Raw genomic sequence first — 22,708 nt, 5'->3', positions numbered from 1 at the left:
ATAAAACCACCGGCCGATGCCACAGATTTTCAGTGGAAATTTATCGAGTGAAGCTCGATAAAACTGAAACCTCAAATAAGCCAAGAATATATTTGATCGCTGAGTATGACACTTCTATATCTTCTTTAGACTAACTCCACACTACAATCGGCAATTTACCAAAAATGTAAAAATACTATTATGCTATAATGGATCAAAAAGAAGGGATTGTTTTAAATGGAAAGTGTATATTTTATTGGTTTTATGGGGAGTGGGAAATCGACAATTGCCCAAGCACTTGCTCAGCATATGCAAATGAAAATGTTGGATACCGATAACCTAATTGAAACAGTAACGAACAAAACCATTAAAGCTATTTTTGAATGTGATGGCGAAGCCGTATTCAGAGAAATAGAGCATGACGTGCTCATCCATACACCAGCAAATAACCATATCATTGCAACAGGTGGAGGAATAGTTGAGCGATCGGATAATAGGATTTGGCTTGAGAATAAGCAAGTTATCTATTTAAGAACACATTGGAACACGATCAAGCAAAGATTACAACATGATCAGGTCCGACCGATTTGGCAAGACAAACGCCAAGATAAAGCGCAATTATTGAAAAGAAGGGACCCTTTATATTTAAAAGCGGCGACGCATGTCATTGATACAGACAATTTAGATGTAGAGACGATCGTTAGTCAACTCAGCCAGTTGTTAAATAAATAGTATAGCTTATCAATTAAAGGAGAAGCTAAGACTAAAAAAGGATGACACTGATGGCAAATAAATCGTGGCTTGAGTTATTAATGGAAACGACAAGAAGTTATGACAAGTTTCTTAGGCAAAGAAGAGAGCAAAAGTTCGTTCAGCATTTTGTTTATCGCCCACCTTATGTGAATCGTTGGTTTGGGATCTTACCAGCTAGCTTAAAATATTTATACCAGCAAATTAAACAGCTGTTATCTAAGATAAAACACGCCGCCATTAATAACAGTAAGTAAGATACTGGGCTGATAAATAGCTTTAATATTGGCTCGTTCTTTTTCATATTGTTCCTGATCTTGTTCACTATCATGTTCAAAAAAATAATCAAGTAGTCGACATTCTTCTTCTAATGCTTGATAGGATAGCTCGGCCCATTCATGCTGTTGATTCTGGAGTTGATCTAACAAATATTGTTCGATTCTTAAAAAACCGTGCTTAAATGAGATTAATGGGGTAATAAGATAACAATAATCTGGAATTGTGGTTTGCCATTGTTCATCCGCTAACCATTGTTGGGCCTTATCAACCATCGTTCCATTTATTAAATTAAGACCAATCGATTTAATCACTTCTTGCTTAGTTTTTCCTTGAAGGGTAATTTTTATATTAGCAACTAACCAGGGATATAAAGGTGTTTGCTGCTGTACATTTATGTTTTGATATAATTTAGTGTATTTCCCTTTTGCTAAGACATCTTCACTAATTTTACGGAAATATTCTGTGCCAAAATAGATATAGGAACGCTCACGTGATGCTTTTAGATAATCAGTAGTTACTTTTAAATGCATCGGTTGTCCTTGCTGATTTAATTTTTTAACATATTGCCAATAAAATGGCCGATTTAGTAAACGTTCATCCATTTCTGCTGTTAACTGTATGTTTAGCCCATCCTCATCTTCAGCCACTGTGCAATGATTTGCTGTAAAATATTCAATTAAAAAATCATGAAGATTCTCGATTGTCATGTTCACTTATCTCCTCTTGATCCTGCTGCATGTAATCAATAACAGCAGCTAAATTATTCATCTTAATTTTTATTTCACCAATACTCCTTGACCCACCAATAATCGTATTAATCTCATCTTCAATCGAATCAACATCTAATTTGGCTAATATATGATCAAGTTGACCAATTATCCGCTCAAATAAATGAATCTTTTGATAGAGTAGTTTGAGCACATGATCTTCTATCGTTTGCTCGATTGCAAAATTATAGATATGAACATCCTGTTGCTGCCCATAGCGATGAATTCTTCCTATCCGCTGTTCAACACGCATCGGGTTCCAGGGTAAGTCATAATTAATCAAGTGATGACAAAACTGAAGATTAATCCCTTCTCCTCCAGCTTCTGTCGCAATCAGCACTTGAGCATGATCCTTAAAGAGTTGCTTCATCCAATCTTTTTTCCCGCGTTTAAAACCCCCGCGGAAGGGAACTGAACTGATACCATGTTCTTTTAGTAGCCATTGTAAATAAACTTGTGTTGCACGATATTCAGTAAATACAATACATTTTTCATTTATTGTCTTGATTAATTCCACTAGCTTTAATGCTTTGGCATGGTGAGGAAGTCCTTCTAATTGTTGAACAAGTTGCTTGGATTGATTAGATTGCTCTTTAATAAGGGATGTATACAAAGCTTCTCTAGAAGAACAAAATTCTCTAAGATAAAGGGTTTTTGTTGTGTTAAAGTCTTGCAGACATGATTGTTCTAGATCATGATAAAACTGGTATTCTTGTTCAGTAAAAGAAATAGGCACGGTTTGCACATGACGTTTAGTCCAATCTAGTGACGTTTCACTGCGCAGGTTCCTCACCATTACTTTTTGTACTAGCCGCTTTAACTCAGCGTCAAGTTCTTTTGATCCACGATCAAATGTTTTAAGGAAAGTACGCTGATTTCCTAATAAACCAGGTCTTAACAACGTAACCAGATTAAAAACATCGGTTAGTTTATTTTGAATAGGTGTTGCTGTTAAAAGAAGACAATATTTTTTAGATAAGGCTTGTACAAATTGATAGTTTTTAGTTTGATGATTTTTTAGCTTATGGGCTTCATCAATTAGTAATAAATCATAATGTTGTGCTAGTATTTCTTGGCGATGGGGCTCTCTTTTGGCTAAATCAATTGATGTAATCATAATATCCTCATTGGACCAAATCGGTTTCTTCCTAGCAATCGTTGTTCGAATAAAGAATTTTTCATGTAACTCACTTGCCCATTGGTTTACTAAAGAAGCTGGGACGATAATAAGTGCTTTTTTAACTAATCCTCTTAAAATATATTCCTTTAAAATAAGACCTGCCTCAATTGTTTTTCCCAAGCCAACTTCATCGGCCAAAATAGCTCTTCCGTTCATATCATCAAGAACAGTTTGGGCTGTTTCCAGTTGATGTGGTAAAAAATTAACATGCTTGATTTGTTCGGAAACCTTTAATGTATGTGATTCAGGAACTAGTAATGCTTGTGCCATATTATATGTACGTTGGAATTCATGCCAATCCGCCATTGGTTGATTTGTTGTTAACTTTTCAGATAAACAATCGATAAATGTTTGATCACGCGTAAGTTCAATATGCATGGTTGATCCATCCTTTTGGCATAGTAATTCTAGTATGACCAAATTTATTGAAAAATATGAGATGGGGTTGGGATAATTAAAGAGTAAGAAGACAGAGAGGATGTGAATATCGGGTATCAATTGATAAGAGGGAACAAAAGTTCTATATTGATAAAAGACTATCCATACTGATGCTATCGGCTTTACAACGACAGCACACCTATTGAGGGATCAAAGTCATAATGTGGATATATATTCTATTTTTTAAATCTTCTTCCTGTGTTAACGTATAGGATCGTAAAGACAACTATACCGATAAAGAGGACAAGACCAAAGACGAATAACTCGATTATTTCATATACTAGACTAAGTATCCAAAATAACATACTGAACGACAAAGCAAACATCATTTTCCCGATAAACTTGCAGAGAGCAACTGTGTCATATTGATTTTTTTCTTCCGCTGTTTTTGTATTATACCCTGCAATAAGGCTAGCACCTTTGCCTTTAATAAAAATAATTCCTAACACAGCAAACAGCATGATCATTAATGCTATGATAATTAGTGAAACAATTGTATCTTCCATCATATTTTCCTTCCTTCAAATCCGATAGCTTTATTACTTGTTCGCCCGTATTAAACTAACTATATTCTGTTCACTTGAAAGGGTTCCTTACAAAGTCGATTTTGCTTTGCTGGTTTAAATAGCTATAACAATTTCTACCGAGTCACTCACCTAACTGTTTTGTCTTCTTTTTTAGAACAACAATTTTTACGAAAAAAGTGTCAATAACAGACATCATAGAGCGTTATCAAAAAAAGACAAAGCGATCAGTTACAACGCGCTTTGTCTTAAGGTAAACCGTTTATCAAAACTCATTTAATATTTCGGCTTTTCTGTTTTTTTAATCTTACCTGTCCATTGTTTGAAACCATCTTTTAAATCATAAAGCTCTTGATAGCCTTCTTTATGAAGTAACCATGCAGCTCTTGATGAACGTGATCCGTTTTGATCATATAGGTAGACCGGCTTATCTTTACGCAATTCTTTCATGCGCTGTTTCAACTGTGTGACAGGTATGTTTCTTGCACCCCAAATATGCCCGCCATCATATTCTTTTTGTTCACGAACATCAATTAACTGGGCTTTCCGATACCCATTTCTAAAATCAGATTCGGTGAGTGTTGTTAAAATTCTCTTCGTTTTAAAATAGCGATAGATCGCAAAACCTATGTATATAAGTAAAATGAGAAGTAATACGATCCAATCCCAAGCCAATCCAACTGTTAATCTTAAACTCATAATTCTTTCCCCTTTTTGTCAGTCTGATATCATTATACGACTTTTTAATCATTTTTTCAAAATGAAATTATGAGTGAATGCCACTCCATTATGAATAGACTTGTTTCACAGTATAAACTGTTGTATCCTTTAATAAAGGAATGATTAAATAGTTATTTTTTTGATTGAAGAATTGGAGGACGATTATGCCAACACCAAGTATGGAAGATCATATCGAGCAAATATATATTCTAATAGAGTCAAAAGGGTATGCCCGTGTCTCTGACATTGCAGAAGCCCTTGATGTCCATCCATCCTCCGTAACGAAAATGGTACAGAAGTTAGATAAAGATGGTTACTTGAATTATGAAAAATATCGTGGTCTGATCTTAACACCACAAGGTAAAAAGATTGGGAAGCGATTAGTTTACCGACATGAGTTGTTAGAACAATTTCTTGAGATAATTGGAGTAGATCAGGCGAATATCTATCAAGATGTAGAGGGGATTGAACATCACTTAAGTTGGAATTCAATCGATAGGATAGGGGATCTTGTTCAATATTTTGAAAGAAATCCTGATCGTGAACAAGAGCTCGCAAAATTCAGACAAGAACTTGAACAAGAACAATAACAGAGTATATATGTCCCAAACGAATCGGTGAACCGTTAAAACGGTTCACCTCTTTTTATCGCAGTGTAACTGGCTGGGGCTGCGATTACTCGCCCCATCGAAGGGCTTTTGTAAGCCTCCCACTTCAAGAAATAAAGAAACACGTCATGTCTAAGTGGGAGATTCAACAGCCAGTCACGGCCCGATTGGTTCAACTTACGTTCAGTGGGAAGAGAGGAAGATGACTAGTTCGCGACGTCGTGTCGTTGGGAGCTTAATTAATATACGTTATTAGGTATTTTTTTTCATTGGAACTGCATAGCTTTTAACAACGATTAAGATCGTAAAGGAGCGTGTACAATGAAAATAGATGGTGTTTTTTCCGGTGGAGGTGTAAAAGCGTTTGCTTATATAGGTGCGTTAGAAGCAGTTGAGCAAGCAGGAATAAAATTTGAACGTGTAGCTGGAAGTTCAGCTGGTGCACTGATAGCAGGTCTAATTGCTGCTGGCTATCAAGCATCTGAATTAAAGCAAAAGGTAATTAATTTAGATCTTACCGATTTTCTAGATGGATCAAAGATGGAGAGGTTTTTACCTTTCTTAAAATGGCTCTCTCTTTATCATAGCTTAGGCTTGTATAAAGGAAAGAAGTTTGAAGGTTGGTTAGCTCAGTTATTAGCTGATAAAGGCATTCATACATTTAGTGATTTAGATAAGGATAAGCTAAAATTAACGGTTGCCGATTTGACGCTTAAACGATTAATTATCATCCCTGATGATTTAGAGCAAGTATTTGGGGTGGCAGCAGATCGGTTTTCTGTTGCTAAAGCTATTAGAATGAGTGCTAGCTTACCTTATTTTTTTAAACCCGAAAAGTTATATGATCAAGAAGCAAAGAAGCATTTGTTAGTTGATGGTGCTCTCTTAAGTAGTTTACCGATGTGGCTATATAAAAGAGCCAATCAAAAGCTAGTTCGGCCAGTCATTGGTTTCCAACTACAGTCTAAAGAAAATTATTTAATGCACACTAAAAGTGATAATGCCTTACAGTTTACCAAAACATTAATAACGACAATGCAGCATGCCCAAGATCTAAAATATATTGCAAAGTATGATCAACCTAATATCGTATTCCTTGATACAGATGAGGTTAATGTCGCTGACTTTGGCATTGATAAACAAGAACGTCTAGCATTAATAGCAAACGGAAAAAAGAAGACTCAAGTATACCTAAAGAAACAATTTCAATAATGTTATAAGGTTCTTATTAGAAGCATGAACGATTAAAAAAGGGTGAGCTATAAGGAGGCTCTCCCTTTTCGATTGCTTTTTTTACCATCTATCACTCTTAGATGGGGTGGCATAGTGGTACGCTTTTTACTAATCGGAATCATTTTCTTTGTAGTGGTAGTTGATTTATGTCCAGTTTTTAACCTTCTTCTTTGTGAAGCCTTTGCTGCACGACGATATTTTTTTAACTCATCTGTATTCTGATGTCGGAAAAATAAAAAATACCTTATTAAATAAATTGTTGCACCGATACCTACAAAAATAAATACGCTTCTAAGAAAAGTAGATGTGTTGGTCGTTAAATTAGTAACTAGACCTAGAAGAGCTAATGCAAATAAAGTGTAAATGAAGAATCGTAATGGTCTCCGCTTTTCCATTTAGTCCATCCCTTTCAGTGGCTAATTTGTTAATATTCATTTCCCATATTTAAAATAGGCTAATCTTGATAATCAATCTTATTATCACCAAGTTTTTATAGCTTATTCAATAATAGTAAAAATGAATAAGATAATTTTAGTTTGGTAAAAGTAGTAAACGAGGTGAGTAAAGTGCAGACAACAAAAGCTAAAAGTGAAACAAGTCATACTCTCTTTTTCCGAGTTTGTTCGACAGGTTTCTTTGGTGGTTTATTTTGGAGTGGGATAGGGACAATTTGTGCTTTTTTAAATTTTACAGATGTATCTCCAGCCACACTCATGTTAAAGCCTTGGTTAGATTCAGAATGGAGTAAGGGTTGGTCAGGAGAGATTGTTTCGGTTTTTATGATAAGTGTTTTGTCAATACCACTTGCGCTAGTCTACTATTTATTTTTCCGTAGATTGACAGGTCTTATGCCTGGTTTCTTATATGGTGTGGCCATATGGTTAATCATATTCCTAGGTTTATCACGATGGAATCGACATATCCCTCGGTTAATTGAACTTGATCAAAATACCTTAGTTACCACCTTATGTTTAATGATATTGTATGGTGTATTTATCGGTTATACCATTTACTATGATTATTTAGATCAACAATTTGATCAGGACAATCATTCATCTAAACATAAATAATGTAGCAAAACTACTAGAATGAACCCGACCATCATTGATTATGTTAGTATCCTTAACCCCACATCAGTTGATAAACCCATTGTCAGGTGCAGCATTCTGCCCTTAAAGCAGATAAACATTGCATAGAGAGATTAAAATATCCTGCAATTGATGGATACCATCGTCAAATGCGAAGAAGATATGATAAACTAGAAAAGAATCTATTGATACTGAATAATCATTCGTTAGGAAAGGGTGGGAATTAATGGATAAATTAACACAATTACGTCAGATGATGGAGGAACAAGACTTAGATGGGTTTATTGTTACAAATTCGTTTAATCGCCGCTATCTTAGTCAATTTACTGGAACAGCTGGTATGGTTATTATAACACAAAATGAAGCGCTTTTTATCACAGATTTTCGCTACACTGTACAAGCTGCAGAACAGGCGATTGGGTTTGATATTATCGAGCATAAAACATCTATTGTTGACGAAATGGCTAATCAGCTTAACAGTCGACAACTTAAACGAGTTGGCTTTGAACAAGAACACGTAACATTTGCTACATATCAACAATATAAACGTGCGGTTAGCGCAGATTTAGTACCAATATCCGGTCTAGTTGAAACCATTCGGATGATTAAATCCGAACAAGAATTATCAATTATGCAAAAGGCTGCTGAAATTTCTGATGCCGCTTACCAGCATATTTTATCCTTTGTCAAACCGGGAATGAGAGAAATAGAAGTTTCAGACGAATTAGAATTTTTTATGCGTAAGCAAGGGGCAACGTCTTCTAGCTTTGATACCATTGTAGCATCTGGCCATCGTTCAGCATTACCCCATGGAGTAGCGTCAGATAAACGAATAGAAGCAGGTGAATTAGTAACCATTGATTTTGGCGCATTGTACCAAGGCTATTGTTCTGATATGACCAGAACATTTGCTGTTGGTGATATTTCTGATCAGTTAAGAGATATTTATCAGACCGTTCTTGATGCCCATTTAAAAGGGTTAGCCGGTATAAAAGCTGGTATGTCGGGTAATGAAGCCGATGCGCTAACACGCAACTATATTCAAGAGCGTGGCTATGGTCAGTATTTTGGCCATGGAACTGGACATGGATTGGGTCTTGAAGTGCATGAAGGCCCACGCTTAGCTCCAAGCTCTGATACCATTTTAAGAGAGAATATGGTTGTAACCGTTGAACCAGGAATATATATTCCTGAAGTGGGTGGATGTCGAATCGAAGATGACATCATTATTACAAAAGACGGAAATAAGAGCTTGAATCGCTCGCCAAAAGAACTTATTATATTATAGTTGGAGATAGAGAAAAAGTAAGTCGATTAGGGAGGAAAAAAAATGATTTCGGTAAATGATTTTAAAACAGGCTTAACCATTGAAGTAGATAACGGTATTTGGCAAGTATTGGAATTTCAACATGTTAAGCCTGGTAAAGGTGCTGCATTTGTGCGCTCAAAGCTACGTAATTTAAGAAATGGAAATATCCAGGAAAAAACATTTCGAGCAGGTGAGAAAGTAGCTAAGGCGCATATTGATAATCGTAAAATGCAATACCTTTATGCCTCTGGAGATATGCATACCTTTATGGACATGGAAAGCTACGAGCAAACTGAACTTTCTGCGGCTCAAATTGAGTACGAGCTTAAATTCCTAAAAGAGAATATGGAAGTAAATATTATGTCATTTCAAGGAGAAACATTAGGAGTCTCATTGCCAAATAACGTAGAGTTAGAGGTTACCGAGACTGAACCAGGGATTAAAGGAGATACGGCGAGTGGTGGTTCTAAACCAGCGGTCATGGAGACTGGACTCACTGTTCAAGTTCCTTTCTTTGTCAATACAGGAGACCGTTTAATTATTAGTACTTCCGATGGAAAATATGTTTCACGTGCGTAGTGTCTACCATTAACTGAACCCATTTTATAATGGGTTCTTTTTTTTACATGCCTAGCCCGCTGAATTTATCGCAGTGTAACTGGCTGGGGCTGCGATTACTTGCCCCATCGAAGGACTTTTGTAAGCCTCCTACTTCAAGAAATAAGGGAACACCCATGTCTAAGTGGGAGATCCATCAGCCAGTAACGGCCCGATTGGTTCAACTAACGTTCAGTGGGGAGAGAGGAAGCTAACTAAGTTCGTCTCGTGTCGCAACGTCTGCACTAGAGCATTCTATGCGTCGAAACCCCACTGAACGACGTTTCACTTTATCGAACAAAGCTCGATAAATTCTGGCGCAACCAAGGTACATTTGATAATGATTCCCTTATCATTTGGGCAAATGCCCATGGTAAGGGTTTTTTAGTGAATTAGAAAAAACCCTAAGCATAAATGAGTAATGCCATTCACTCCCCAATATTTAATCATCCAGAAATGTCATGCAATGATACAGTTAAGGTTTGCCTGTTTTTTAAAAACTTAATGCATGCACATAAAATAAATTCTCGGTTTGTTAGTGCTCTCAATAAGCATAAAGTCACTTAACAACGGCTAGCGCAATTTTTTATTTTCTAATGATGTCTCGTTAGGGTACATCATCATTGTTCTGTCATATTCAGGTCACTCTATCATATATTAGAACTAATCATGATTAGGTAGGGAGGGAGACAAGTTTGGTAGCTGAAGAAATTCTAGCATTATTCCCGATCCATCATCGTAAGCTTTTAAAAACCTTAATTGATGAAAAATGGCCTCACTTAGAAGAAATACGAATAAGGATAAACCGGCCACTTGAGCTTATTAGTCACAATCGATTTGATCTACTGGATCATGTTATTTTTACTGAAGCTGATGGTGAATTTTTACTTAATCAATTAAGCGAATTTTCTCGCTATCGCTATCAACAAGAATTAAAAGAAGGCTTCATCACATTAGTAGGTGGCCACCGGGTCGGTTTGGCTGGACGGGCTATCGTCCATGCAGGAGCTATCACTCAGATTCAATCGATTTCATCTTTCAATATTCGGATTGCGAATGAGCAGATTGGAAGTGCAGCAAAGCTTATGCCTTTTATTTATAAAGAAGGTCATTATTTAAATACACTGATTATTGGTCCGCCACAGTCTGGGAAAACAACCTTACTTCGTGATATAGCGCGTCTAATGGGAAATGGATGGGCGCACGTACCAGCAGTAAAAGTAGGATTAATAGATGAGCGTTCTGAAATAGCAGGTTGTCACAATGGACTAGCCCACTATCAAGTCGGGATCAGGACAGATATTATGGATAGTTGTCCTAAGGTAGACGGGATGATGATGATGATTAGATCGATGTCACCACATGTTATCATCGTTGATGAAATTGGCTCTGTCCAAGATGTACAAGCTATTCAAGAAGTAACGAAGGCGGGTGTCAATCTTGTATGCACAGCTCACAGTTACAGCTATCAAGAATTAAGTAAGCGACGTAGCTTTCAAACCATACTAAACGATCAACATTTTGATCGCTTTCTAATTTTAAATCGTGATCGTAGCTGCACTCCTACTATTTTGGATTCAAACGGACACATCGTTGAGAAAGAGTGGGTGAAAAAGAATGAATTGGATTGGAGCAATGCTCTTAATAGCGGCCACTACGTTAATCGGCTTTGACCGCTCTGATCGGTTAAAAAAAAGACCGCAGCAGCTTCGTCAACTAAAAACAGCCTTACAAATCATGGAAGCCGAAATTATTTACAGTCAACATACGATTCGGTCAGTTTGTCAGCATGTATCAAACCAAATACCAAATCCTTTAGCACACTTTTTTAATTTAATTGCAAATAAAATCTCAGATAGTGATGATTTGGCTTTACTCTGGACGCAAGAGCTTAAGCAGCTTAAATCATACACTGCACTCGAGCAACATGAATTAGATATTCTACAGCAGTTTGGTAATACGCTAGGGCAATTTGATACCAATCAGCAGCAAAAACAAATCCAACTAACGCTCGTTCATTTAGACAGATTATTGGCAGAGGCACATGATAACTATTTAGCTTTAAGTAAAGTTTATCGTGGTATTGGCGTATTAAGTGGCATTTTAATTGCATTAGTTTTGATATAGAAAGGAGCTAGGTAAATGTATCATGATGCCTCAGTTTTATTTCAAATTGCAGGAATAGGCATTGTTGTTGCAATGATTCATACTATTTTAAAACAAATGGGCAAAGAAGAATATGCACAATTTATAACCCTAATTGGTTTTGTCATTGTATTAATGATAGTGATGGAAAATATCGCAGACTTATTTCAACAAATAAAATCAGTCTTTTTGTTTCAAGGTTAAGCAAGATGTTAATCGTTCAAATTATTCTAATTGGTGTTATCGCAAGTCTGCTGATTACATTGCTAAAATCCTATCAGCCTACCATTGCACTTGTTATCATGATTGCTACTACCTGCTTATTATTCTTCTTTGTATTAGAGCCATTAAAGGAAATTGTCAATGTGATTCAATCTATGGCTGGACAATATCAGCTTGATATTGTTCATCTGGAAACCATGTTTCAAATCATAGGGATCGCTTATCTAACAGAATTAGGAGCTCAGTTAACTCGAGATGCAGGTTTATCCGCAATTGCAAGCAAAATTGAATTAGTCGGTAAAGTGTTTATTTTAATTGTCTCTGTACCAGTCCTGACAGCAGTTATTGAGGCTATTATCCGTTTTATCCCAAGCTGAGACAAATGGAGGATCAAAATGCGGCTATTGTCCAGAGTAATTATTGGCTTCATTATATGTGTTTTCATTGTTCAAGATGCTGTTCATGCTCAATCCGCTATTGATGATCAAGAAGATAACTCGCCAAATTTACTGGATAGAATTGATCTTAGTGAAGTTGAAGCATATTGGCAAGACATGCGACATGACTATCAAGATTATTTACCAGAGATAGATCGCCTGACCGTAAAAGATCTTGTTACAAATAATCAATCCTTATCAATTAAAGAGGTGTTGCGAACTTTTCTTAACATAATAGGCTATGAAGTCATTGCGAATGGACGTTTATTAGGACAGCTCATTGTATTAACGATTATCTCTGCACTTCTGCGTAATATTCAATCAGCCTTTCAAACAGAGACTGTCAATTCTATTGCCAGTTTTGTTTTAATGCTTGTATTAACAACATTAGCTATCCAAAGCTTTACAGCAATTAGTGAACTTGTCATTCAAACGATCGGACAAATGCACAGCTTCATCATTGCTCTATTGCCTCTACAGTTAAGCTTATTAGCTAGCGTAGGGGGAATTGTTTCCGTTGCTTTTTTTCATCCTATTATTATTTCATTTTTACACATCACTGTTTTTTTAACTGAAAAGGTTATTTTATCATTGATATTCTTTTCACTTATCCTTCATCTTGTAAGCTCAATGAATAAAGCCTTTCAATTAACCAAGCTTGCTGATTTATTGAGACAAGTTGGCTTAGGATTATTAACGGTTTGTTTAACTGTTTTTTTAACTGTTCTATCTGCTCAAGGAGCTGTGACAGCGATACAAGATGGGTTAGCGATAAAAACCACTAAATTTGTTTCCAATAATTTCATTCCAGTTGTAGGGCGAATGTTTTCTGACGCAACAGATACGATTTTTGCCGCGACACATGTATTAAAAAATGGAATTGGCATCTTTGGACTGGTTACTTTGTTGCTAATGATTAGCTGGCCAATAATTAAAGTCGGAATAGTCGGTTTAGCTTATAAGCTTGCTGCGGCCATTCTTCAACCAATAGGAGAGAGTCAGCTTGTTAAATGCTTAACGATTATTTCTAAGCACATTTTTTATCTGCTGGCTTGTCTATTTGTTGTCTCTTTTATGTTCATGATGACGATCGTTATTCTGCTTGTCGCAAGTAATATCACGTTAATGATTAGATAGGAGTGAAACTGAGATGAGCTTGTTAGCAAACTGGATTAGTCAACTTATCGTTCTTGTTCTTATTATGATGATTGTACTTATGCTACTACCAGATCGTCATATGAAAAAATATGCTCAGTTTAGCCTTTCACTCATTTTTGTTTTATTTTTTATTCAACCTATTTTATCTATTTTCAACATTGATATTAGCCAGCAGTCTGATCAACTAATGGACCAGCTCTTTAATGATCCAGATACCTCTACTATGAATAAGGATATTAACATTCAAAAAAAAGAAATACAAGCCTCTAGTCATGCATATGTTATAGAAGAGCTAGCTAACCAGTTAAAACAAGAAGTAGAGGAGGAATTTAATCATACATTTAATTATCGTATCACCCATTTAGAAGTGGACACACCCTATTCTGAGAATGAGGATTTATCGGTTGAACCTGCAATAGAGGATATAACAGTCCATATCCATCTAGATAAAGCGGGTGAAACGATTGGATATGTTAGTCCGATCATCATTGATACTGAACAAGAAGTGAATAGGACAGATGTCGAGTTTGAACAAGACCATCCAGTGCTTCTTAGCTGGTTAAGTAATCGTTTGGATATCAATCAAACGCAGATCAAGTTGTACTGGGAGGGGGGGTAGATTTTGGACAATCCAATTAAGAAATTAATAGAGTGGCTCCAACAAAAAAATGAGGGTAAACAGAAGTTAAGTAAACCAGGTTATTTAATTATCCTAGCTTGTACTGGGGTTGTATTACTTCTATTAAGTCAATGGTTTCAAGCAGACGATCCAAAACAGTCTACAGATGAACAACGTGATAGTGGTGGTGATAATACGGAAGTTTTTATGTCCAAAGATACTGAAGATCCGTTGGCAGAATTAGAGGCTTCGTATCAAGCGGATCTAAAAGATATGTTAGAAAAAATTGCCGGTGTTACCGATGTGGAAGTGATGGTTAATTTAGATGCAACTGGTGAACAAGTTTTTGAGAAAAACTTAATTATTGGAACGCAAACAACTGTAGAAAATGACCAAGGTGGCGGGACACGAAATATTGATGATCTAACCGAAGAACAGCAAGTGGTGATTATAAGACAAGGTGATCAGGAAATCCCTTTAATCGTTCAAAGTAAAAAACCAACAGTCCGTGGTGTGCTAGTAGTTGCTAATGGCGTTGAGCAAATGCAAGCGAAACAATGGGTATCTGAAGCTGTTTCAAGAGTGTTAGATGTTCCACCACATCGAATATCAATTATGCCAAGAAGTAAAGGAGAGGAATAAAATGCTAAAAAAACAAACCGTATGGCTGTTAACATTGTTAAGTTTAATGATCGTTTTAAGTGTTTATTACATGAACTCACCGACTGAGGAAGATTTTGCATTTATTTTTCAAGAGGATGATGAGAAAGAAACAACTTTAACATCAGATGAGGACAATAGTGCTGTGATGAATGAGCAACAAAATCAGCAAAATGAGATGGACTTAGAAGAAGAATCAACAATTTCTACTATATCATCAGACGATGAACTATTTACATTAATACGTATGGAGTTAGCACAATCAAGAAGCAGCCGTTTAGAGCAATTAGAATCAATTATGGCTTCAGGCTCGGCATCAGCCGAAGAAAAAAATGATGCTTATGATGAAATGAAAAAGATTGACCAATTGTCGACAAAAGAGCTAATTGTGGAAGAAACACTTAAGTCTGAATATGGCTACACTGATGTACTTGTACGCTCAATGGATGAGAATATTGTTGTGACCATTAAAACTGACGAACTTTCCGATACAGAAGCTAATCAGATTATGAGAACGGTTTATGATGAGTTTGGCCCGATGCAAGTTGAAGTTAAATTTCAACCTGCTAATAGCTAAAATATTAACATTAGCATAAAAAAGGGCAAAGTGAAACTTCGTTCAGTGGGGATTCGACGTATAGGATATGCTCGTGCAGACGTTGCGGCACGTCGCGAACTTAGTCAGCTTCCTCACTCCCCACGGAACGTTAGTTGAACTAATCGGGCCGTTACTGGCTGTTGGATCTCCCACTTAGACATGACGTGTACCCTTATTTCTTGTAGTGGAGTCTCACAAAAGCCCTTCGATGAGGCGAGTAATTGCAGCCCCAGCCAGTTACACTGCGATAAAATTAATGTCCATAAGACTTAAAGAAGCAATCGATCGGAAAAAGGGTTAAAACGCAAAAACACAGCAATTAGCAACGGTGATCACAACAATAAGGAAATAGCAATGAATAGTAATTGGATAAAAATTTTGGAACAGGGCAAGCTTAGCTTGTCCTGTTCTGTTTTGGTAGCAGGACGTTGATGGAAATGCTTGAATATAAGCCTCACTAAGTCCTTAGTGCTCGAATGCTTTAGAGTATTAAACAATTGATAATTATTCTGTTTGCATTTTCTGATAGTGAAAACGAGCTTTCCTTCATTTGAAGTAAAAGAATGTCGGTAAGATTGGCTAACTTGCATAGGTCTCTAAATTAAGACATACTAAAGGTGTGTAAAGCCGTGCTAATGTTTTTAGAGTGTTCAAGATAATCTTATAGTTGAAGTTTCACTCAATTTCTAATAGAATTATTAGTAAGCATTAGTACCTGTTATTAATAATTAGTCTCTATTATCCTATTTTTAATCAATAAGGAGTGTATGTTTTATGCTAAACATAAATGAAATTCAAACTTTGATAAAGTCATTAGATGAATCTTCGCTTGATGAGCTAGTATATGAGTATGACGGATTAAAATTAAAGCTGAAAAAAAGTAAAGAAAATACTACAGTGGTTGAATCTGTCCCTCAAACGGTAACAATCAGTCCTGCTAATCAACCTAGTGAATCGCCTAAAGCAATGGAACAAGAGACTACTAAACCGACTTTTGATTACCAAATTACGTCTCCAATGGTTGGAACCTTTTATTTATCTTCTTCACCTGATAGTGATCCCTATGTTCAGGTAGGCGATAAAGTATCGAAAAAGTCAATTGTATGTATTGTTGAAGCCATGAAGTTATTTAATGAAATTGAAGCAGAAGTAGACGGTGAAATTGTTGAGATCCTTGCCGAAAACGGCGAACTGGTTGAGTATGGTCAACCATTATTTGGGGTAAAACTAAACTAGGGGGATGCGAACATGTTTAAAAAAGTTTTAGTGGCAAATCGAGGGGAGATAGCTGTTCGCATTATTCGAGCTTGTAAAGAATTAGGTATACATACAGTGGCTGTGTATTCAGAAGCAGACCGTGATGCGCTGCATGTTCAATTGGCCGACGAGGCATATTGCATTGGACCGGCTAATAGTTCAGAGAGTTATTTGAATTTTACACCAATTATGAGTGTGGCTAATTTAACTGAGGTTGATGCTATTCACCCTGGATATGGCTTTTTATCGGAAAACGCGGATTTTGCAGAGCTTTGCGCAAAATGCCATATTACCTTTATTGGACCAAGTGTGTACGCGATTCAAAATATGGGAGCAAAGGATGTTGCCAGAGAAACAATGAAAAAAGCTGGAGTACCTATTGTCCCTGGTTCTGATGGTCTTATCGAATCTGAGGAGCAAGCGATCGAGTTAGCTAAGTCAATCGGTTATCCGATTATTATTAAAGCAACTGCTGGTGGCGGTGGAAAAGGTATTCGGGTTGTTAGAACTGAAGATGATTTATTACAGGCACTTCAAGTCACCCAGCAAGAGGCGGAAAGGTCGTTTGGTAATCCGGGTGTCTATATTGAAAAATTTATTGAAGATTTTTCACATGTTGAAATACAAGTACTAGCAGATAACTTTGGAAATGTGATACACTTAGGTGAAAGGGACTGTTCTGTTCAACGTCGACTACAAAAATTAATTGAGGAGACGCCATCGCCTGCAATTAATGAAGTAATAAGAGAGAGAATGGGTCATGCTGCTGTACAGGCAGCAAAAGCTGTTAACTACTCTGGTGCTGGAACAATTGAATTTATTTTTGATAAAAAAGACCAAAAATTCTATTTTATGGAGATGAACACGCGGATTCAGGTCGAGCATCCTGTTACTGAAATGGTTACGGGTGTAGATCTAATAAAAGAACAGATTAAAGTAGCAAGTGGCCTACATTTGGAAATTCAACAGCAAGATGTTCGCTTTAATGGCTGGGCGATAGAATGTCGGATAAATGCAGAAGATCCAGCTAGGAACTTTATGCCGACCCCAGGTGTGATCGATATGTACTTACCGCCAGGGGGATATGGTGTGAGGGTTGACTCTGCAGCGTATCCAGGCTATCGCATTCCTCCTTATTATGATTCAATGATTGCCAAGCTCATTACTTATGGTCAAACACGGGATGAGGCTATTGAACGTATGAAGCGCGCCCTAAGTGAATTTTTCATCGAGGGAGTCTCAACTACCATTCCATTTCATGAAAAGGTAATGAACCATTCCGTTTTTAAATCTGGAGACTTTAACACAAAGTTTCTTGAATTATATCCAATTATGGCTGAACATGAAGCAGGACAGTAGAACAGTTTGATTACTCTAAAAGGAGTGGATCACGGTGAGTGAACAAGTTATTTTAAATGAAAATTCAAGTCTTGGAAAAGTAGAAATTGCACCAGTAGTTATTGAAGTCATTGCTGGGATTGCTACAACTGAGATCAAAGGAGTACATGCAACTCGTGGGAACTTCGCTACAGGTGTAGCAGAACGTTTCGGTCTTAAGGCTTACGGTAAGGGAATTAAGGTCGAGTTAACAGAAGCTGGTGTTGTTATCGATGTTTTTGTTGTCTTTGACTATGGTGTCGCCATTCCTGTTGTTGCCCAAAAAGTTCAAGAGAATATTAGACAAACGCTTAAGAATATGACTGCTCTAGAGATTGAAGAAATTAATGTTCACGTTGTAGGTGTACAAATGGATAAAGACGGTCAAGCAGATGATGATCGCGCTTAAACCAGCAAGAAACAAAGGCCCTAGAAATAGGGTCTTTTCCCATTTATCGCAGTGTAACTGGCGACCCGATTGCTTCAACTAACGTTCAGTAGGGGAGAGAGGGAGCTGACTAAGTTCGCGACGTTGTGTCGCAACGTCTGCACGAGCACATCCTATGCGTCGAACCCTCCACTGAACGAAGTTTCACTTTATACAGATTTGCTTAACTTTAATTTAATCATTGTAGCTTTTTGATCAAAGATTAGTTATGATAGTAATGACTTTTATCTAAAGTCACGTTAGAGCAAAAGAACAAGGAGAATAGTCATGAATCGTAGACAAGCAAGAGAAAAAGCCTTTCAAGTGCTTTTTTCACTTGATAATGAGGATTTTAACCCCGATGAGGCCATTGAGGTCAGCTTAGAAGACGCACAACCAAACGATTTCTTTATCACACTTATCAATGGTGTTGTAGAGGAGAAAGAAGCGATTGACCAATTTATTGCGAAACATTTAGAGAATTGGTCAATAAATCGCATTGCCTCAGTTGAGAAGACCTTATTGCGAATTGCTACCTATGAAATGTTTTATCAATTAAAAACTCCAACGGGTGTAGCAATTAATGAGGCAGTAGAGCTTGCTCATATATATGGTGATGAGAAATCAGGTAAGTTTATTAATGGGGTTTTATCAAAAATGATAAATAAATAAAGGGGATGAGTATAATGAGTGCTGAAATCATTTACGGCAGCGAGCTAGCAAAAACCATACGTCAGGAAATGAAAGAAGAAGTTAAAACGTTAAGACAAAATGGAATCGTTCCAAAACTTGTGGTGGTTCTAATTGGTGACGATCCTGCTTCTAAATCATATGTAGCTGGCAAGCAAAAAGCGGCAGATTTTATAGGCATTGAATCAGAACTCATTGCTTTACCTAGTCAAACGACCCAGGCTGAATTATTAGCGTTAATTGATCAATTGAACCATAATGAGGAAGTAAATGGAATTTTGGTTCAACTTCCATTACCTGATCAAATTAATGAACAGTCTGTTATTGAAGCGATCCATCCAGATAAGGATGTCGATGGCTTTCATCCCATTAATATTGGAAAGATGCTAACACAACAAAAGACTTTTTTACCATGTACGCCATATGGGATTTTAACGATGCTTAAGTCGAAAAACATTGAACTTAAAGGAAAGCATGCTGTAATTATTGGTCGTAGTCATATTGTTGGTAAGCCTGTGGGCCAGTTACTTTTAAACGAAGATGCAACGGTTACATATTGTCACTCCAAAACAAAAGATATTGAAACATTCATTTCGATGGCAGATATTTTAATTGTTGCGGTTGGAAGGGCGCATTTTGTTAAAGGTGATCATATCAAGCCAGGAGCAGTGGTAATTGATGTGGGAGTTAATCGTATTGCAGATGGCTCATTAACAGGCGATGTACTTTTTGATGAAGTCAAGGAAAAAGCTGCCTATTTAACTCCAGTTCCTAAAGGGGTTGGGCCAATGACTATTACGATGCTTATGAAAAACACAATTCAAGCTGCGCGTGAAGCAGCAAAATAGGGTGATTCTATTTGCCAGACAAGTATTTAACTGTAACTGCATTAACCAAGTATATTAAGCATAAATTCGAGAGTGATTCACATATGAAAAATGTTTGGATAAAGGCTGAGATCTCTAATTTTAAACATCACAGCCGAGGACATATGTATTTCACTTTAAAAGATGACCAAGCCCGAATTTTATCGGTAATGTTTGCTGGATATAATCAATATTTAAAATTCACGCCAGAGAATGGCATGCACGTTATTGTTAGAGGGGACGTGAATGTGTACGAGCCTCAAGGTCAATATCAGTTTTATGTGCAAGAGATGCATCCAGATGGACTAGGTGCACTTCATTTAGCTTACCAACAATTAAAGGATAAGCTGGATCAAGAAGGTCTATTTGCAGAGGTTCGGAAAAAAAGCATTCCTTTATTTCCAAGCCATATTGGTCTAATCACATCCACCACTGGTGCTGCAATTCAAGATATGCTAACAACAATTAGGCGACGATTGCCTAGTGTGAAAATATCAATATTTCCAGTGCTTGTCCAAGGAAGAACAGCTAAAGACACCATTAAATCAGCTATCGAACAGGCCAATACTGATCGAACCATTGATACATTAATTGTTGGACGAGGTGGCGGGTCGATTGAAGAACTATGGGCGTTCAATGAGGAAGTCGTTGCACGTGCAATGGTCGCCTCGCGCATTCCGATTATTTCTGCAGTTGGTCATGAAACAGATTTTACTATAGCTGACTTAGTTGCAGATTTAAGGGCTGCTACTCCTACTGCTGCTGCTGAGCTTGCTGTTCCATCAAAATTGGAACTTGTCAATCAAGTTAGAGCTTTAACCAGACAGCTTACAAATTCACTCAATCAGAAAGTCGAGAATAATCGCGGACAATTGCAACGGTTGCAAGCTAGCTATGCTTTTAAATATCCAAAGCAATTGGCTGTTCAAAAAGAGCAACAGCTTGATCGCTTGCTCGAGCGACTTGAGCATTCAACCCGCTCAAATTTAAAGCAATACCATGATCGATTGAATCAATCCACAAAAGCATTATTGTTTCAACACCCCAAGCATAGGATTCATGCACTGACTAAAGAAAAAATATATCTAACTAAAGCATTGAACACTGCCTATAACCGACTTTTACAGGTTAAGCTGAATCAATTTGAAGCACTGATTGATAAATTACATGTATTAAGTCCATTGGCGACGATGAAGCGTGGTTATTCAATAAGTTATTCATCAACCGGACAGCTGATCAAATCAGTGAGGGATGTAGAGCCTGGCGAACAGCTTACTGTTCAACTTGGCGATGGACATCTTGATTGTCAGGTATGGGGAATTGAGGAGGATCACAATGACAAACAATAAACGTACATTTGAACAGGCAATAACTGAATTAGAATCAATCGTTGAAAAATTAGAAGCAGCTGATGTGCCACTTGATCAAGCCATTGCCTATTATCAGAAGGGAATGGAATTATCAAAATGGTGTAGTGATAAGTTGACCGATGTAGAAAAACAAGTAGCCAATATAGTCGACAAAAATGGTTCAGTTGAACCATTTGAAGTTGAGGAGGACTAAGGCATGAAGCCGAATCTCTCTGCTTATATTGAGGAGACACGGTCGTTAATTAATCAAACCCTATTAGACTTCATTAAGCCACAATCCATCCCCAACCCGTTACGGGAATCAATGATCTACTCAATTGAAGCAGGCGGGAAACGGATTAGGCCAATTTTAATGATAGCTTGTTGCCAGGCTTTTGGTGGGAATCTGGAAAAGGTCTTGCCTGTTGCAGCCGCATTAGAGATGATTCATACGTATTCACTTATTCATGACGATCTACCAGCAATGGATGATGATGATTTAAGGCGAGGGCGACCAACTAATCATATTCAATTTAATGAAGCTACTGCTATTTTAGCAGGGGATGGTCTGTTAACTTTAAGCTTTCAAATGATAAGTCAAGCTAACCAGTTAACAGATAATCAAAAGGTATACGTTATTCAGCGTTTGAGCGAGGCTTCAGGTATAACAGGTATGGTTGCTGGACAAATGTTGGATATAGAATTAGAAGACCAGGATATTTCGATTGAACAATTAGAGGAGATACATCAGTTAAAAACGGGCCAATTATTTATTTATGCAATGGAGATAGGGGCATATCTTGCTGATGCGCCGTCAGAAAAACTCACAGATATTATAGATTGTGCCACACAGTTGGGACTTGTTTTTCAAATTCAGGATGATATTCTAGACATAACTGGCGATCAAGTAAAATTGGGAAAAACGATCGGCAGCGACCTTGATAAAAACAAAAGTACATATCCTAAATTGTTAGGGCTATCAGGTGCGATTCAACAAAAAGAAATAAAAATTAACCAGGCAAAGCGAGCTTTAGAAAAAGCAGGTATATCTGATTCGATATTGGCACAATTAATTGAATATTTAAGTGATCGAGAACAATAAATTACTAAAAGATCTAAGCGTTTTAACATTCAGCAAAATACTCCCGCTTCTAAGTGGTGAGATAAATGCAAATATGTACTCCATGCAGTAGAGGTACCAACTCGGCAGAATAAAGTTAAACCATCAGCGGATGCGACAGATTTCAACAGAAATTTATCGAGCAAAGGCTCAATAAAATTTGGGTGCAAATACGCTAAGGTGTATTTGAGTCTAGTGTTTATCGCAGTGTACTGTAAGACTCCCCCTTCAAGAAATAAGGGGAAGTGGGAGATCCAACAGCCAGTAACGGCATAATTAGATTCAACTCACGTTCAGTGGGGGAGAGAGGA

At 37.1% G+C, this 22,708-nt stretch carries 27 protein-coding genes; 22 read left to right on the top strand and 5 right to left on the bottom strand.

Features of this window, described 5'->3' with window-relative positions; all coding sequences use genetic code 11:
- The first annotated feature begins 216 nt into the window (after positions 1–216).
- Complete coding sequence (locus tag ASE01S_RS01045; protein WP_067836881.1) at positions 217–711, top strand: shikimate kinase; 495 nt, start codon at positions 217–219, stop codon at positions 709–711.
- A 233-nt stretch (positions 712–944) separates the two neighbouring features.
- Here the strand turns inward: ASE01S_RS01045 and ASE01S_RS01040 are convergent, their stop codons facing one another.
- The 4 genes from ASE01S_RS01040 to ASE01S_RS01025 form a co-directional block, all read right to left on the bottom strand.
- Positions 945–1,715: a YqhG family protein gene (locus tag ASE01S_RS01040; protein ID WP_067836878.1), complete on the bottom strand. Its 771-nt coding sequence runs from the start codon at positions 1,713–1,715 to the stop codon at positions 945–947.
- A complete protein-coding gene (locus ASE01S_RS01035; RefSeq protein WP_067836873.1) occupies positions 1,693–3,333 on the bottom strand; it encodes a DEAD/DEAH box helicase in 1,641 nt (546 codons plus the stop codon). The genes ASE01S_RS01040 and ASE01S_RS01035 overlap by 23 nt, the downstream gene beginning before the upstream one ends.
- A 236-nt stretch (positions 3,334–3,569) precedes the next feature.
- Complete coding sequence (locus ASE01S_RS01030) at positions 3,570–3,899, bottom strand: DUF3784 domain-containing protein (protein ID WP_067837488.1); 330 nt, start codon at positions 3,897–3,899, stop codon at positions 3,570–3,572.
- Positions 3,900–4,193: 294 nt separating this feature from the next.
- Positions 4,194–4,616: a rhodanese-like domain-containing protein gene (locus ASE01S_RS01025; RefSeq protein WP_067836869.1), complete on the bottom strand. Its 423-nt coding sequence runs from the start codon at positions 4,614–4,616 to the stop codon at positions 4,194–4,196.
- A 185-nt stretch (positions 4,617–4,801) separates the two neighbouring features.
- Between ASE01S_RS01025 and mntR the strand changes: the two genes are divergently transcribed.
- Together mntR and ASE01S_RS01015 are read left to right on the top strand one after the other, a co-directional pair.
- A complete protein-coding gene (gene mntR / locus ASE01S_RS01020; protein ID WP_067836865.1) occupies positions 4,802–5,227 on the top strand; it encodes a transcriptional regulator MntR in 426 nt (141 codons plus the stop codon).
- A gap of 339 nt (positions 5,228–5,566) precedes the next feature.
- Positions 5,567–6,457 carry a patatin-like phospholipase family protein gene (locus ASE01S_RS01015; RefSeq protein WP_067836860.1) on the top strand — a complete coding sequence of 297 codons (891 nt, stop codon included), beginning with the start codon at positions 5,567–5,569 and terminating at the stop codon, positions 6,455–6,457.
- Positions 6,458–6,504: 47 nt separating this feature from the next.
- Here the strand turns inward: ASE01S_RS01015 and ASE01S_RS01010 are convergent, their stop codons facing one another.
- Positions 6,505–6,873 (bottom strand): SA1362 family protein, encoded by a 369-nt coding sequence (locus ASE01S_RS01010; protein ID WP_067836857.1) that lies wholly within the window; start codon positions 6,871–6,873, stop codon positions 6,505–6,507.
- Between the two features lie 171 nt (positions 6,874–7,044).
- Here ASE01S_RS01010 and ASE01S_RS01005 point away from each other — a divergent pair, with 171 nt between their 5' ends.
- The 19 genes from ASE01S_RS01005 (at position 7,045) to ASE01S_RS00915 (ending at position 22,379) form a co-directional block, all read left to right on the top strand.
- Positions 7,045–7,548 (top strand): YqhR family membrane protein, encoded by a 504-nt coding sequence (locus tag ASE01S_RS01005; protein WP_067836853.1) that lies wholly within the window; start codon positions 7,045–7,047, stop codon positions 7,546–7,548.
- Positions 7,549–7,792: 244 nt separating this feature from the next.
- Entirely contained in the window at positions 7,793–8,854 is a 1,062-nt protein-coding gene (locus ASE01S_RS01000) for a M24 family metallopeptidase (protein ID WP_067836849.1), read from the top strand.
- A gap of 42 nt (positions 8,855–8,896) precedes the next feature.
- Entirely contained in the window at positions 8,897–9,454 is a 558-nt protein-coding gene (efp, locus tag ASE01S_RS00995) for an elongation factor P (RefSeq protein WP_067836845.1), read from the top strand.
- Positions 9,455–10,167: 713 nt separating this feature from the next.
- Entirely contained in the window at positions 10,168–11,145 is a 978-nt protein-coding gene (gene spoIIIAA, locus ASE01S_RS00990; RefSeq protein ID WP_067836842.1) for a stage III sporulation protein AA, read from the top strand.
- The gene (gene spoIIIAB, locus ASE01S_RS00985; protein WP_067836838.1) at positions 11,090–11,599 is read left to right on the top strand and encodes a stage III sporulation protein SpoIIIAB; all 510 of its coding nucleotides are present in this window, start codon (positions 11,090–11,092) and stop codon (positions 11,597–11,599) included. Before spoIIIAA ends, spoIIIAB begins: the two co-directional genes overlap by 56 nt.
- A 15-nt stretch (positions 11,600–11,614) precedes the next feature.
- Positions 11,615–11,821 carry a stage III sporulation protein AC gene (spoIIIAC, locus tag ASE01S_RS00980; protein ID WP_067836835.1) on the top strand — a complete coding sequence of 69 codons (207 nt, stop codon included), beginning with the start codon at positions 11,615–11,617 and terminating at the stop codon, positions 11,819–11,821.
- 5 nt (positions 11,822–11,826) lie between these two features.
- Positions 11,827–12,216, top strand: a complete 390-nt coding sequence (gene spoIIIAD, locus ASE01S_RS00975; RefSeq protein WP_067836833.1) for a stage III sporulation protein AD — start codon at positions 11,827–11,829, stop codon at positions 12,214–12,216.
- A gap of 18 nt (positions 12,217–12,234) precedes the next feature.
- A complete protein-coding gene (spoIIIAE, locus tag ASE01S_RS00970; RefSeq protein WP_067836830.1) occupies positions 12,235–13,413 on the top strand; it encodes a stage III sporulation protein AE in 1,179 nt (392 codons plus the stop codon).
- 13 nt (positions 13,414–13,426) lie between these two features.
- Positions 13,427–14,053: a stage III sporulation protein AF gene (gene spoIIIAF / locus ASE01S_RS00965; RefSeq protein WP_067836827.1), complete on the top strand. Its 627-nt coding sequence runs from the start codon at positions 13,427–13,429 to the stop codon at positions 14,051–14,053.
- A 3-nt stretch (positions 14,054–14,056) separates the two neighbouring features.
- Entirely contained in the window at positions 14,057–14,695 is a 639-nt protein-coding gene (gene spoIIIAG / locus ASE01S_RS00960) for a stage III sporulation protein AG (protein WP_067836823.1), read from the top strand.
- 1 nt (position 14,696) lies between these two features.
- A complete protein-coding gene (locus ASE01S_RS00955; protein ID WP_067836820.1) occupies positions 14,697–15,290 on the top strand; it encodes a SpoIIIAH-like family protein in 594 nt (197 codons plus the stop codon).
- A gap of 795 nt (positions 15,291–16,085) precedes the next feature.
- Complete coding sequence (accB, locus tag ASE01S_RS00950) at positions 16,086–16,547, top strand: acetyl-CoA carboxylase biotin carboxyl carrier protein (RefSeq protein ID WP_067836816.1); 462 nt, start codon at positions 16,086–16,088, stop codon at positions 16,545–16,547.
- A 12-nt stretch (positions 16,548–16,559) separates the two neighbouring features.
- Positions 16,560–17,927, top strand: a complete 1,368-nt coding sequence (gene accC / locus ASE01S_RS00945; RefSeq protein WP_067836813.1) for an acetyl-CoA carboxylase biotin carboxylase subunit — start codon at positions 16,560–16,562, stop codon at positions 17,925–17,927.
- A 34-nt stretch (positions 17,928–17,961) separates the two neighbouring features.
- The gene (locus ASE01S_RS00940; protein WP_067836810.1) at positions 17,962–18,354 is read left to right on the top strand and encodes an Asp23/Gls24 family envelope stress response protein; all 393 of its coding nucleotides are present in this window, start codon (positions 17,962–17,964) and stop codon (positions 18,352–18,354) included.
- Positions 18,355–18,660: 306 nt separating this feature from the next.
- Positions 18,661–19,044, top strand: coding sequence for a transcription antitermination factor NusB (nusB, locus tag ASE01S_RS00935; protein WP_067836806.1), 384 nt, complete (start codon positions 18,661–18,663; stop codon positions 19,042–19,044).
- Positions 19,045–19,058: 14 nt separating this feature from the next.
- On the top strand, positions 19,059–19,910 hold the full coding sequence (folD, locus tag ASE01S_RS00930; protein WP_067836803.1) for a bifunctional methylenetetrahydrofolate dehydrogenase/methenyltetrahydrofolate cyclohydrolase FolD: 852 nt from the start codon (positions 19,059–19,061) through the stop codon (positions 19,908–19,910).
- Positions 19,911–19,921: 11 nt separating this feature from the next.
- On the top strand, positions 19,922–21,277 hold the full coding sequence (xseA, locus tag ASE01S_RS00925) for an exodeoxyribonuclease VII large subunit (RefSeq protein WP_067836799.1): 1,356 nt from the start codon (positions 19,922–19,924) through the stop codon (positions 21,275–21,277).
- Positions 21,264–21,491: an exodeoxyribonuclease VII small subunit gene (gene xseB / locus ASE01S_RS00920; RefSeq protein WP_067836795.1), complete on the top strand. Its 228-nt coding sequence runs from the start codon at positions 21,264–21,266 to the stop codon at positions 21,489–21,491. Before xseA ends, xseB begins: the two co-directional genes overlap by 14 nt.
- A gap of 3 nt (positions 21,492–21,494) precedes the next feature.
- The gene (locus tag ASE01S_RS00915; RefSeq protein ID WP_067836791.1) at positions 21,495–22,379 is read left to right on the top strand and encodes a polyprenyl synthetase family protein; all 885 of its coding nucleotides are present in this window, start codon (positions 21,495–21,497) and stop codon (positions 22,377–22,379) included.
- The last annotated feature ends 329 nt before the right edge of the window (positions 22,380–22,708 follow it).

Source organism: Amphibacillus sediminis NBRC 103570, from assembly GCF_001552275.1.
GTDB lineage: Bacteria > Bacillota > Bacilli > Bacillales > Amphibacillaceae > Amphibacillus_B > Amphibacillus_B sediminis.
This window is presented reverse-complemented; position numbering and strand designations above follow the sequence as displayed.

Excerpts from the sequence above, each read along its gene's own strand:
- spoIIIAC (WP_067836835.1), top strand. The coding sequence starts at position 11,615 with ATGTATCATGATGCCTCAGTTTTATTTCAAATTGCAGGAATAGGCATT.
- accB (WP_067836816.1), top strand. The coding sequence starts at position 16,086 with ATGCTAAACATAAATGAAATTCAAACTTTGATAAAGTCATTAGATGAA.
- ASE01S_RS00955 (WP_067836820.1), top strand. The coding sequence starts at position 14,697 with ATGCTAAAAAAACAAACCGTATGGCTGTTAACATTGTTAAGTTTAATG.
- accC (WP_067836813.1), top strand. The coding sequence starts at position 16,560 with ATGTTTAAAAAAGTTTTAGTGGCAAATCGAGGGGAGATAGCTGTTCGC.
- spoIIIAE (WP_067836830.1), top strand. The coding sequence starts at position 12,235 with ATGCGGCTATTGTCCAGAGTAATTATTGGCTTCATTATATGTGTTTTC.
- ASE01S_RS01015 (WP_067836860.1), top strand. The coding sequence starts at position 5,567 with ATGAAAATAGATGGTGTTTTTTCCGGTGGAGGTGTAAAAGCGTTTGCT.
- ASE01S_RS01045 (WP_067836881.1), top strand. The coding sequence starts at position 217 with ATGGAAAGTGTATATTTTATTGGTTTTATGGGGAGTGGGAAATCGACA.
- mntR (WP_067836865.1), top strand. The coding sequence starts at position 4,802 with ATGCCAACACCAAGTATGGAAGATCATATCGAGCAAATATATATTCTA.
- ASE01S_RS01040 (WP_067836878.1), bottom strand. The coding sequence starts at position 1,715 with ATGACAATCGAGAATCTTCATGATTTTTTAATTGAATATTTTACAGCA.
- ASE01S_RS01035 (WP_067836873.1), bottom strand. The coding sequence starts at position 3,333 with ATGCATATTGAACTTACGCGTGATCAAACATTTATCGATTGTTTATCT.
- ASE01S_RS01025 (WP_067836869.1), bottom strand. The coding sequence starts at position 4,616 with ATGAGTTTAAGATTAACAGTTGGATTGGCTTGGGATTGGATCGTATTA.
- ASE01S_RS01010 (WP_067836857.1), bottom strand. The coding sequence starts at position 6,873 with ATGGAAAAGCGGAGACCATTACGATTCTTCATTTACACTTTATTTGCA.
- efp (WP_067836845.1), top strand. The coding sequence starts at position 8,897 with ATGATTTCGGTAAATGATTTTAAAACAGGCTTAACCATTGAAGTAGAT.
- spoIIIAB (WP_067836838.1), top strand. The coding sequence starts at position 11,090 with ATGAATTGGATTGGAGCAATGCTCTTAATAGCGGCCACTACGTTAATC.
- xseB (WP_067836795.1), top strand. The coding sequence starts at position 21,264 with ATGACAAACAATAAACGTACATTTGAACAGGCAATAACTGAATTAGAA.
- ASE01S_RS01030 (WP_067837488.1), bottom strand. The coding sequence starts at position 3,899 with ATGGAAGATACAATTGTTTCACTAATTATCATAGCATTAATGATCATG.
- spoIIIAF (WP_067836827.1), top strand. The coding sequence starts at position 13,427 with ATGAGCTTGTTAGCAAACTGGATTAGTCAACTTATCGTTCTTGTTCTT.
- ASE01S_RS01000 (WP_067836849.1), top strand. The coding sequence starts at position 7,793 with ATGGATAAATTAACACAATTACGTCAGATGATGGAGGAACAAGACTTA.
- ASE01S_RS00915 (WP_067836791.1), top strand. The coding sequence starts at position 21,495 with ATGAAGCCGAATCTCTCTGCTTATATTGAGGAGACACGGTCGTTAATT.
- nusB (WP_067836806.1), top strand. The coding sequence starts at position 18,661 with ATGAATCGTAGACAAGCAAGAGAAAAAGCCTTTCAAGTGCTTTTTTCA.
- folD (WP_067836803.1), top strand. The coding sequence starts at position 19,059 with ATGAGTGCTGAAATCATTTACGGCAGCGAGCTAGCAAAAACCATACGT.
- spoIIIAD (WP_067836833.1), top strand. The coding sequence starts at position 11,827 with ATGTTAATCGTTCAAATTATTCTAATTGGTGTTATCGCAAGTCTGCTG.